At 50.8% G+C, this 12,391-nt stretch carries 9 protein-coding genes; 8 read left to right on the top strand and 1 reads right to left on the bottom strand.

Going from position 1 to position 12,391, the window contains the following annotated elements; translation table 11 throughout:
• The first annotated feature begins 6 nt into the window (after positions 1-6).
• From era to glyS, 6 genes are all read left to right on the top strand, one after another.
• Positions 7-912 (top strand): GTPase Era, encoded by a 906-nt coding sequence (gene era, locus EKM83_RS06640; protein ID WP_125575851.1) that lies wholly within the window; start codon positions 7-9, stop codon positions 910-912.
• A gap of 20 nt (positions 913-932) precedes the next feature.
• Positions 933-1,742 carry a DNA repair protein RecO gene (gene recO, locus EKM83_RS06635; protein ID WP_191987407.1) on the top strand — a complete coding sequence of 270 codons (810 nt, stop codon included), beginning with the start codon at positions 933-935 and terminating at the stop codon, positions 1,740-1,742.
• Between the two features lie 286 nt (positions 1,743-2,028).
• Complete coding sequence (locus EKM83_RS06630; protein WP_125575849.1) at positions 2,029-3,822, top strand: leucine-rich repeat domain-containing protein; 1,794 nt, start codon at positions 2,029-2,031, stop codon at positions 3,820-3,822.
• 25 nt (positions 3,823-3,847) lie between these two features.
• On the top strand, positions 3,848-4,879 hold the full coding sequence (locus tag EKM83_RS06625; protein WP_164505613.1) for a leucine-rich repeat protein: 1,032 nt from the start codon (positions 3,848-3,850) through the stop codon (positions 4,877-4,879).
• 419 nt (positions 4,880-5,298) lie between these two features.
• Entirely contained in the window at positions 5,299-6,228 is a 930-nt protein-coding gene (glyQ, locus tag EKM83_RS06620; RefSeq protein WP_125575847.1) for a glycine--tRNA ligase subunit alpha, read from the top strand.
• Complete coding sequence (gene glyS, locus EKM83_RS06615; RefSeq protein WP_125575846.1) at positions 6,228-8,303, top strand: glycine--tRNA ligase subunit beta; 2,076 nt, start codon at positions 6,228-6,230, stop codon at positions 8,301-8,303. The genes glyQ and glyS overlap by 1 nt, the downstream gene beginning before the upstream one ends.
• 295 nt (positions 8,304-8,598) lie before the next feature.
• Here the strand turns inward: glyS and EKM83_RS06610 are convergent, their stop codons facing one another.
• Complete coding sequence (locus tag EKM83_RS06610; protein WP_125575845.1) at positions 8,599-8,820, bottom strand: CsbD family protein; 222 nt, start codon at positions 8,818-8,820, stop codon at positions 8,599-8,601.
• Between the two features lie 246 nt (positions 8,821-9,066).
• Here EKM83_RS06610 and dnaG point away from each other — a divergent pair, with 246 nt between their 5' ends.
• Together dnaG and rpoD are read left to right on the top strand one after the other, a co-directional pair.
• Entirely contained in the window at positions 9,067-10,914 is a 1,848-nt protein-coding gene (gene dnaG / locus EKM83_RS06605) for a DNA primase (RefSeq protein ID WP_125575844.1), read from the top strand.
• Positions 10,915-10,924: 10 nt separating this feature from the next.
• Positions 10,925-12,055 (top strand): RNA polymerase sigma factor RpoD, encoded by a 1,131-nt coding sequence (gene rpoD / locus EKM83_RS06600; protein WP_382337137.1) that lies wholly within the window; start codon positions 10,925-10,927, stop codon positions 12,053-12,055.
• Positions 12,056-12,391 lie beyond the last annotated feature (336 nt).

Here is a 12,391-nt window from a genome sequence, read left to right as displayed (position 1 = left end):
GAAAATATGGATAATCCAAATTATAAATCAGGATTCGTGGCCATCGTCGGCCGTCCCAACGTGGGGAAATCGACCTTTTTAAACCGGGTGATTGGCCAAAAAATCGCGATCATGTCGAATACGGCCCAAACGACTCGGAACAAGATTCAGGGGATCTACACCACCGATGAGGCCCAAATCGTCTTCATCGATACGCCCGGGGTCCACAAGCCCAAGAGTAAATTAGGCGACTACATGGTCCAATCGGCCATGTCCGCCTTAAATGAAGTCGATGCTGTGTTGTTCATGGTCAATGCCGCTGAAAAGCGGGGCGCCGGCGATAACTTTATCATCGACCGCTTAAAGGGCATCAAGGCCCCCGTTTACCTGTTGATCAATAAGATCGATCAGGTCAAACCAGACGACCTCTTACCCGTGATGGAACAGTACCAAACGGCTTTGCCCTGGAAAGCGGTCTACCCAATTTCAGCCCTCGAAGGCAATAACGTCGACGAACTGTTGAGTGGGTTAGTCGCCGAAATGCCGCACGGCCCTCAGTACTACCCTGAAGACCAGGTCACCGATCATCCGGAACGATTCGTGGTCAGTGAGTTGATTCGGGAAAAGATCTTCATGTTAACGCGAGAAGAAGTGCCGCATTCAGTGGCCGTGGAAATCGAAAGTATGAAGCAAAAAGACGAAGACCACGTGCACATCGAAGCCACCATCATCGTGGAACGGCCGACGCAAAAGGGAATCATGATCGGTAAGGGCGGTAGCATGCTCAAGAAGATTGGGACCATGGCCCGTCAAGACATTGAACATTTGTTGGGAAGTAAAGTTTACCTACAACTGTGGGTCAAGGTCCAACCCAACTGGCGCGATAAGGCCAGCTTGTTGAAATCCTACGGGTACCGCAAGGACGATTTATAAAAAATGAAAGTGGGGGATGAATCGTGGCACGGAACGTAACGGATTTTCACGGCATCCTCCTTTTTCGGCGAGATTACGCTGAACGGGATTTCTTGATCAAGTTTCTGACCGCGGAATTCGGTAAGAAAATGTTTCTGGTCCGTGGTGCCAAGAAAAAGGGGTTTAAGATGGTGGCGGACATCTTGCCATTCACGGTGGGGAGTTACGTTGGCGATATCGCCGACGACGGCCTGTCGTATATCCGCACAGCCAGGGAGACCAGTCAATTTCAAAATATCAGCGCGGACATTTTCAAAAACGCCTACGCGACTTATATCATGAGTCTGGTCGACCAGGCCTTTCCGGACAGCCAGCCGCTACCGGATTGGTATCATCGGGTGCAGCGGGCACTGACGCTGATTGATGACGGCGTGAATGCGGCCATCGTGACCAACATCGTGGAGATTCAATTGATGCCAGCCTTTGGCGTTGCCCCGCAGTTGCAGGGCTGTGCCATCTGTGGGCGTACCGACTTGCCGTTTGACTACTCGGAAAGTTACGGGGGCCTGTTGTGTCAGCAGCATTGGCAAATGGATCCACGGCGCTTGCACCTGGCCCAACGCACGATTTATTACCTGCGCCAGTTCTCAGTGCTCGATTTAGACCGCGTTCATTCGATCAACGTCAAGCCGCAAACGGAACACGCCATGCGCCAGTTGATGGATGAAATTTACGATAGCCAAATTGGTGTGCATCCCAAGTCCAAGCGTTTCTTGGATCAGATGCAGTCTTGGTCGGCGCGGATGACGATGACGCCGGGGGATGGCCCGGCAGATAACCAAACAGAATAACTGAGTGGACGCTAGTGGAAAATCTACTGGCGTCCATTTTTTGCGTTAGTCCATTTTTTGAAATTTCCCAGATTTTTAAATGTGACCCCGTAACTGGCGGGGCCTGCGATAAGCTAGAGGGCATTTCCGTGATGACGAATTGATGTTGATTGGCTTTATTAAGTTATAGCAAAAATGGTTTCCCCCATCGTTATTTATTGGTACGGATGTTCTCAAAAATTAGTGCTACGATGAATATTATTGAGTAATTTGTTTAAAATTTGAACGTAAGGGGAGACAGGGAGCTATGCAGAAAAGTCAAAGGGCGAGTAACACATCGGGGAAATTATTAGTAGCGAGCGTCGCGGTGGCGGCACTGGGAACCGGACTGTTGGCTCAGCCGGCACAAGCGGCAACGACACCGGCGAGTTCGACCACAGCCGTGGGGTCGTCGGCCAGTCAGGCCTCGGCATCAAGTGCAGCCGCGACTTCTAGCGCGCAATCAGGTGCCAGCGTTGCCAGTTCAATCGCCACACCGGCATCTTTAGGGGCTAGTTCTACAGCTAGTCCGGCTAGCTCAATTGCGGCGTCAGCGGCTTCTACTGGAGCCGGTCAAGGGGCACAGTCAGTAACACCAACCGCAGAACGTGCGGCTTCAGCTGCGACGGTACACCAGCTGGTCGCACCCAGCTCGACTGCTTCTATGGAAAGAGTGGCAGTTCCAGCAGATTGGACTGGTCAGCGTCGACGAGCATTACCGGCAGGCAGTCTGCGCATGAACAAGATGGCGGTGTCAGCTGTGCGGACGCCTAAGCTAGCTGTGGCAGAGGATGCGGCCACAACGACAGACAAAACTATGACGCCAACCTATACGGATGACAATGGCTTTGTGTATACCGCAAATGACAATAACACGGGTTATGTGATTTCTGGCTATACGGGAAATAGTAAGGATATTGTTATTCCAGATACGTTTAACCCGGTTGCAACGAATCCATCAGGTTCAAAATGGGTGGTTGGTATTGCGGATAGTGTGTTCGCTAATAAAGGGATTACGTCCTTGGACATCGGTAAGTATGTTCAGACGATTGGCAGTTATACGTTTGAAAATGACGACTTAAAACAGATTATCTTTAACCAGGACAATACATCATTGTGGGAAATCGGTGCTTCAGCGTTTGCTGGTAATCAGTTGACTGGAGCGTTGACACTGCCGAAATCGGTCACGACGATTGGCGATAGTGCTTTTATTGGTAATGGACTAGGTGATGGCACTGGCAACCAGTTGACCAGCTTGAATCTTAGCGAAGATACAGGGGGTAAGTTAGATATTTACGCCAATGCCTTTGCCAATAATGCATTAGTGAGCGTTGTCTTACCGGATAATATCAATACGATTAGGAAATCGGCTTTTGCTAATAATCAGTTGACTACGCTTGAATTAGGAAAGGGTCTAACAGAAATTGATGAATCGGCTTTTGAAAATAATGCGTTGACGTCTGTCATAATACCTGACAAGGTTACCACGATTGATACTTCTGCGTTTGCCAACAACGCTAAGTTAAGCCAAGTAACCTTTGGACAGGGACTGACGTCAATCGGCGACCGAGCATTTTTCGAGGATGCGCTCACGGGCGAAGTAACTATTCCAGATACGGTGAAGACAATTGGTGATTTTGCGTTCGCGGGCAACAATATTCAGACACTAACGTTGGGTACTCAGGCGTCTCAACTGAAGACAATTGGTAATTCTGCCTTTGCCGATAATAAAAAATTGACGGGCACGTTGGTGATTCCGGATTCAGTTAACTTTGTTAATGAATCGGCGTTTGCTAATGATGCACTGACTGGCTTGAATCTAGGCAAAAGTACAGGAACCATTGGGAACTCGGCTTTTGCCAACAATCAATTGACAAACTTAACAATTTCAAATGGTATTGAGCACATTAATGACTCTGCTTTTGCAGGCAATCGGCTAACGCATTTAGATTTAGGGACCGGGGTTAAAACAATTGGCAATTCAGCTTTTGTCGGTAGCACTGCTGGTAATCAGCTGACTGGCAACTTAACAATTCCAGATACCGTGACCGCGACTTGGTAATAGTGCTTTTCAAGGAAACAAAATTGTGGCATTGACTTTGGGTGATGAACAGGCACAGTTGGATACGATTGGGACAGCTGCCTTTGCTAGCAATCAATTGGCTGGGGACCTCGTAATTCCGAATAAGGTCACTTCAATTGGTAATAGTGCTTTTAAGTCTAATTTCCTCACTGGTGTTGAGTCAAAGGGAAGCATTGGCAGTGTCGTTGACTATGCGTTTGCGGATAACCAACTGTCCTTAGCCAACATCAAAATTACCGTTGATAATAATAAGTTAGGGGATGATGCTTTCGCTAGCCAGACATCGCCGTTAACTGTAGGCGTCGGCATTTCTGGCCGGTGGTTAACCGGCGTAAGAGCGGCAATAGAAAAGCTGATACCTAAGGATACACTGAAGTTAGGGACGACCCTAGTCTTTACCCGAAACGGCAGCGAACTGACTTACGATAATCAAACTGACCAGCTTGAATTGCCAGAGGGGTTCAATTCTTACTTGGACAATCTAACAGTCGCCCTAGCATCTTCCGGAACCACAGGAACTGCAACCGACCACACCGGTAATTACAGCAATAGCAGCTTGACGTTAACCTGGAGCATACCGAACGGTGGCTCGACTCCAGCTGACCCAGAGTCTACGCCAATCCATTCGGCTTCAAGCAATTCTCAGCAACCAGCACAATCAGATCAGCTAACTAATCCGGCGCAACCGCATCAGCAGGTCCGACCGTCCCGGTCAAAATCGGCAGGAAACAAGTCCTTGCGGAGATCACCTCGGACGACGAAGACTAGCCAATCACGACAGGACCAACGCCAAGCAACGACTGGTCATCAGCACCAAGATTCCCAGCCAGTCGTTCAGCGAAGACGACAGGGATTCACACACAACGTGGCACTCACGGCCCCAGCGGTCAACTGGCAGTACCGTTCTGGCGACCGACCACTGACGCCAACCAAAAAGCAGGCCACCAAGCCTCAGCCCAACTGGCAACAACCCAGCTGCCCCAGACCAGTGAACACCACTCAATTTGGCAAGTTCTGGGGTTCAGCCTGTTACTGAGCTTGAATTGGGTCGGCCACCGGGTTCGGCACCACGAGTAAATCACTGAGTTACTGACTGGAATTTTTTGGTCCGGTTTGCAGGAAGTCAGTTGACAACCCCGCCGCGGACAGCTATCATAAAACACAGTTAAATAAGTCGATTATGATGAATGAGAGTCACAGCGTGATTGGTCTAGCGAGTTCGGGATAGTGCAAGCCGAATCCAAGACGCTGTGAGTTGGCACATTCGGAGTCGTTTCCAAGTAAGCTGCTAGTCATTGACTAGAAGTAGGGTGGAACCGCGAAATTAAAAATTCGTCCCTACGTGAATTTGCCTCGGTGAATTCTCGTAGGGATTTTTTGCGCGCTTATTTGTTTAATCGGTCGATCAGTTCGTCATTTGACCACTGGCAACCAAACAAGGAGGAAACAGTACCCATGACAGAAAAACTGTCCATGCAAGCAATCATTTTAAAGTTACAACAGTACTGGTCCGCACAGGGCTGCATGCTGATGCAAGCTTACGATACAGAAAAAGGGGCCGGGACCATGAGTCCTTACACCTTCTTACGGGCGATCGGACCAGAACCTTGGAACGCCGCTTACGTTGAACCTTCCCGCCGACCAGCTGATGGTCGTTACGGGGAAAACCCCAACCGGTTGTACCAACACCACCAATTCCAAGTGATTATGAAGCCATCTCCCGATAACATTCAGGAACTTTACCTGAACAGCTTGAAGGAACTGGGCATCAACCCCTTAGAACACGATATCCGCTTCGTGGAAGATAACTGGGAAAACCCATCCATGGGTTGTGCCGGTGTTGGTTGGGAAGTTTGGTTGGACGGGATGGAAATCACCCAGTTCACGTACTTCCAAGTGGTTGGGGGGATGGAAGTCGATCCCGTCACCTCTGAAGTCACTTACGGCTTGGAACGGCTAGCTTCTTACGTCCAAGACGTCAACTCCGTCTTTGATTTGGAATGGGCCGATGGCGTCAAGTACGGCGACATTTTCAAGGAACCCGAATACGAACACTCCAAGTACAGCTTTGAAGAAAGCGACCAGGACATGTTGCTGCGGCACTTCGACGAATACGAAGCTGAAGCCAAGAAGCAAATCGCTAACGGCCTGGTCCACCCAGCTTACGACTACATCTTAAAGTGCAGCCACACCTTCAACCTGCTTGATGCGCGTGGTGCCGTGTCCGTGACTGAACGGGCCGGTTATCTGTCACGTATCCGGAACATGGCGCGGGCCGTGGCCAGAGCCTTTGTGGCAGAACGGAAGAAGCGTGGGTTCCCGTTGGTTAAGGACGAAGCCTTGCGGGCAAAATTATTAGCAGACGACGAGGAGGCCAAAAAATAATGGCACACACATTTTTACTGGAAATTGGACTAGAAGAAATGCCCGCCCACGTGGTGACACCAGCCATCAAACAACTGGTCAAGCGGACGGCTGATTATTTAAAGGAACAACGGATCGCCTATGACGACATCAAGCCGTTTTCGACGCCGCGCCGGTTAGCCATCCAAATCGATGGGTTAGCTGACAAGCAAGAAGACATCAGTGAATCCGTGAAGGGTCCCGCTAAGAAAATCGCCCAAGACACCGACGGTAACTGGACCAAGGCCGCTATCGGGTTTACCCGCGGGCAAGGCCTGACACCAGACGACATCACCTTTAAGGAAATCAAGGGCACTGAATACGTCTACGTTGACAAGTTTATTGCCGGTGAACCCGTCGCTGAAGTCTTGGCAGGCTTGAAGGACATCATCACGGCCATGACTTTCCCGACCATGATGAAATGGAGCACGCACCACTTCGAATACATTCGGCCAATCCGTTGGCTGGTAGCATTACTGGACAACGACGTGATTCCCTTTAGCATCTTGGACGTCACGACGGGTCGCAACACCCGGGGCCACCGTTTCTTAGGCACGGACATCGATATCGCCACGGCCGCCGATTACGAGGCTGACCTGACCACCCAATTTGTTATCGCTGACGCCGACAAGCGCAAGGCCTTGATCAAGAAGCAAATCGAAAAGATTGCTAGCGACCATGACTGGACCGTCAACATCGATGCTGGCTTGTTAGAAGAGGTCAACAACCTGGTTGAATGGCCAACTGCCTTTGAAGGTAGCTTTGACAAGAAGTACCTGACTATCCCCGAAGAAGTCCTGATCACTTCGATGCGTGACCACCAACGCTTCTTCTACGCGAGAGATGCGCAGGGCGAGCTCTTGCCAAACTTCATCTCCGTGCGTAACGGGACCGACCACGACTTACAAAACGTGGTTGCCGGTAACGAAAAGGTCTTAACGGCGCGGCTAGAAGACGCCATGTTCTTCTACACGGAAGACCAAAAGAAGACCATTGCCGACTACGTGGAACGACTCAAGGCGGTTAGCTTCCATGATAAGATCAGTACCATGGCCGAAAAGATGGCCCGGGTCACGGCAATCGTGGGTGTCTTGGCTAAGCATTTCAACTTAAACGATGCCCAAACCAAGGCCGCCCTGCGTGCCAGTGAAATCTACAAGTTTGACCTGGTCACGGGGATGGTCGGTGAATTCGCTGAATTGCAAGGGGTCATGGGTGAGAAATACGCCTTGTTGCAAGGCGAAGATCCTGCCGTTGCCCAAGCCATTCGTGAACACTACGAACCCATCTCAGCTGATGGGGCATTGCCAACGTCTGTGCCTGGCGCTGTTTTGGCCCTGGCTGACAAATTCGATAGCATCTTGACGTTCTTTGCTGCGGGGATGATTCCTAGTGGCTCTAATGACCCTTACGCCCTGCGGCGGCAGGCGACCGGGATCGTCCGGATCGCCCAAGACCAAAAGTGGTCCTTACCAGTCGCTGAACTGGCAAGTGACTTCATTGCGGCTGAAGACGCGGCTAACGTGGCGCCACAACTGGACCAGACTAGTCAAATCGAAGCCATGGTGTCCTTCATCAAGGACCGGATCCGCAAGATCTTGCGTTCCGATAAACAACGTCATGATATCATCGATGCTGTGACGGCTGGTTCTAGCAGCGACGTCTTACAGATCTTTACGGCGGCGCAGCTCTTAGCTGACCACGCCGATGACGCCAACTTCAAGGCAGTCATTGAATCCTTGACGCGGGTCATTCGGTTGGCTCAAAAGGCCCCGGCAGAATTAGCCGACGCCACGGTCAACCCCGACCTGTTTGAAAACGACAGTGAAGGTGCCTTACACCAAGGCGTCGCTGAAGTTGCGACGGCTGCGGATCAGGGCTTGAGTGCCTTGTACGCCAGCCTGGCAGCCATCCAACCAACGATTGCGGCTTACTTTGAAGCCACGATGGTCATGGCCAAGGATGATGCCGTGCGGAACAACCGCTTAACGGAACTGAGCCATCTGGCTACCTTAGCGTTGACCTTAGGTGACTTGGATCAATTGATCGTAAAATAAGTGACTCATTGCATTACTGATAACATCAGAAGGGTCCCGCGGTTTTTAGCCGCGGGACCCTTCTTACATATGCAATTTCGTGGTGAGCATTGGCCGCCTACCGTCCACCAACTATGGGTTGGAACGCAGTGGGGACCGAGCCTGAGAAGCGGTCTCGGCCTCGCTTTGAGCGATGGCGCACGTCTCTGGCCTCATAGCCGAAACGTGCGCCATCAGGCAACTGGTTTCGCTTAACACCACTAGACAAATAATCCAGAATCAGGATTATCTGCCTAGCGCCGTTAATGCTCGCCAGTTAACCGCCTGTTGTCCCACTCTGTTTCTGCTGTACCTGCCGTTTGACTTCATCGACCGCACCTTTGACCTGTTCCTTAGCGTCGGCCGCTTTTTCCTTCGCCTTACCAATCAGTTCTTCTGTTTTGCCCGCGCCTTCCTTGGCCCGGTCACCGGTTAGTTTACCGGCGAGCTGTTGGCCCTTACCGTGCAGTTGTTCCTTGGCATTTGCTAGCTTATCCATGTCAAAAACCTCCTAGGTTGGGTGAGTGGGGAAGTGATACGTTTATTATGCCAAATGGCGATGGCTGACGCGAGTTATCTGCTCAGGCACCGGCGAGCGTAAAAGATTGACAAAAATTGCCCTTATGCTATCATATAACTTGTAGTTTTACGCGCGAATTCCAATTAAAGAGTCGCACTTTTCGGGTTTCCGGGGTGCGACTTTTCAAGGCTATGGCGCACGGATCCACGGTAAGGGAGTGATGGTGTGGCGAAGATACCTGAAGACGTGATTGAAACGGTGCGGACGGCCACCAACATCGCGGACGTGGTGGGACAGTATGTTCAGCTGAAAAAGTCCGGTAAGAATTTGTTCGGTCTGTGCCCCTTTCATGAGGAACGGACGCCGTCATTTTCCGTGTCAGAAGATAAACAGATCTTTCATTGCTTCAGCTGCGGCCGGGGCGGCAACGTCTTCAAGTTTTTAATGGAACTGGAACACGTGAGCTTCCCGGAAGCCGTGGTCAAGGTCGCGGATTTTAGTCACGTGGACCTGGATAGCGAGTACCGTCAAGATGCCAGTGGGCCCAAGATGGATTCCAAGACCAGTCAACTGATCGACCTGCAGGAACAAGCAGCCAAACTTTACCACCACGTGTTAGTCAACACGGCGGTCGGTCAACCGGCGCTGGATTACCTGCATGATCGTGGGCTGACTGATGAGACCATTGAAACTTACCAGCTGGGGTTTGCCCCAGGGCAGCGGTTGTTGAAACCGTTCTTTGAACAACGTCAGAGTGACTACCAATTGTTACGGCAGTCGGGACTGTTCATTGAAAATGCCCAGGGTGAGTTGCGCGACCGCTTCACTGAACGGGTGATGTTTCCGCTGCGCAATGCCAGCGGTCATGTGGCGGCGTTTTCTGGGCGCTTGATCAAGAAGGCGGACGACCAACCCAAGTATTTGAACTGTCCGGAAACGGCGTTGTTCAACAAGAGTCGGTTACTGTTCAACTTTGACTTGGCCCGACCGGCGATTCGTCAGGCGGGAGAAGTCACGTTGTTTGAAGGGTACATGGATGTCATTTCGGCGACTCAAGCGGGCGTGCACAACGGTATCGCTTCCATGGGGACCAGCCTGACGACGGAACAGATTTATGCCATCGAACGGACGACAGATAAGCTCAATGTCTGTTATGATGGAGATGAACCTGGTCAGCGAGCAATTTCGCGGGCACTGACGTTATTGGGACAACACAGTCATTTGGCACTCAGCGTGATTCAGTTGCCTGAGGGTCAAGACCCGGACGAATACCGGCGGGCCCACGGTGACGAAGCCTTTCGACAAATGCTCACGACGGCTAAGGAACCACCGTTACAGTTCAACCTGCGTTTCTTGCGGCGTAACAAGTCGTTAGACACCGATAGTGAACAGCTAGACTACGTGAACCAGGTCATGCCCTTGTTAGCGCAGGTCCAAGAACCCGTGGAACTGGACATGTACCTGAATCAATTAGCCAGCGAGTTTCACATCGACAAGGCGGCCTTGCAGGCGCAATTGAAACAAACGCAACGCGATACCGCCGCGCAACAGGAACGCGCGCGACCACGGCAAGCAGCCAATCAAACGCCACCACCGGCACAGCCGGCCGTCACGGTCCATCAACAGCAGCGGCCACTGACCCGCTTAGAGCGGGCCGAACGTGGTCTGTTATTTCGGTTACTGCATGACCGCAATGTCTGGGCAAAAGTCACGAGTATGGCTGACTTTAGTTTTGTCCACGACGATTATCAAGTGATTTATACCTTGGCCCAAGGTTATTTTCAAACGCATCAAACCTACCGTACTGCGCAGTTCACGGACTTCATTAAAGAAGACCGCCTGCAGCAGATCGTCATCGATTTAGAGACGGCAACTTACGCGGCGGTCACCCCGCGTGAGATCGATGACTATTTAGCAATCATTATGGACGAGGCGCCAATCGACGAACAACTCCGTCAGAAGAAGAATCAACTGGCGGAAGCTTCCCGCCTCGGGAATGCCGAACAACAACGGCAATTAGTCATTGAGATTGTTCAGCTGGAGCAACAACGCCAGGCGAACAAGCAACTTTAGTCTAGGGGGTATTTTAATGGCAAAAAAGACCACGGATCAACCAATGTTTGACCAAAAGGCATACAACAAGACGGTGCGGGCTCTGATCAAGAACACCAAGAAGGCCGGTCACATCACGTACGATGAACTGACTGATAAGGTGGCCACGCCTTACACGCTGGATGCTAAGCAGATGGATAAGTTACTTGAAACGATTTCCGATGCCGGAATCAGCGTGGTTGATGCTAAGGGTGAGCCAGATGCACGGGCCGTTAAAGCACAAAAGGCCGTTTCCAAGAAAGAATTGAAGGAAGCCTCCACGACCACTGGGGTCAAGATCAACGACCCAGTGCGGATGTATTTGAAAGAAATCGGTCGGGTCAACCTGTTAACGGCGGACGAAGAAGTCGCCTTAGCCTTGCGGATCGAAAACGGCGAAGAAGAAGCCAAGCAAGAATTGGCTGAAGCCAACTTGCGGTTGGTCGTTTCCATTGCCAAGCGTTATGTCGGTCGGGGCATGCAATTCTTAGACCTGATCCAAGAAGGGAACATGGGCTTGATGAAGGCCGTCGAAAAGTTCGACTACCGCAAAGGGTTCAAGTTCTCCACTTACGCTACTTGGTGGATTCGTCAAGCCATCACGCGGGCGATTGCGGACCAAGCACGGACGATTCGGATTCCCGTGCACATGGTCGAAACCATCAACAAGTTGATTCGGATTCAACGGCAATTACTCCAAGACTTAGGGCGGGAACCAACGCCTGAAGAAATTGGGGCCGAAATGGACATGCCAACGGAAAAGGTTCGCGAGATCTTAAAGATCGCCCAAGAACCTGTTTCCTTGGAAACACCAATCGGTGAAGAGGACGACTCTCACTTGGGCGACTTCATTGAAGACCAAGATGCGACGAGTCCTGCTGACCATGCCGCTTACGAATTACTGAAGGAACAGTTGGAAAGTGTCCTGGACACGCTGACTGACCGGGAAGAAAACGTCTTGCGGTTACGGTTCGGCTTGGATGATGGTCGGACGCGGACTTTGGAAGAAGTCGGGAAAGTCTTCGGGGTTACCCGTGAACGGATCCGGCAGATCGAAGCCAAAGCGCTGCGGAAGTTACGTCACCCATCACGCAGTAAGCAATTGAAAGACTTTTTGGAATAACCCGAAATTGAAAAATCCTCGTCATGACTGGCAGTTGTCAGTCATGACGAGGATTTTTTTATTAATTGGTTAAATAAAACCACAAGTTTTACTTGTGGGGGTGAAAAAAGGCTTTAGCCCAAAACACCCTTTCGATATACTATTTAACGGCTACCAACCAAAAAATAGTATCGAAAGGGTGTTTTACAGGCTCTTTGTCAACTGTTGTTGGTAATCGGCTGTCTGAGGTTGCCTAATCGTATTATGATTAGGCAGCCTTTTTAATTCCGAATACTAGATGAATCCTTAATCTAAAGCTACTAAAACAACCGAATCCGTAGCTGACTCGCTTGATTA

Origin of the sequence: Levilactobacillus angrenensis (assembly GCF_003946085.1) — a bacterium.
GTDB classification, from domain to species: Bacteria; Bacillota; Bacilli; order Lactobacillales; family Lactobacillaceae; genus Levilactobacillus; species Levilactobacillus angrenensis.
This window is presented reverse-complemented; position numbering and strand designations above follow the sequence as displayed.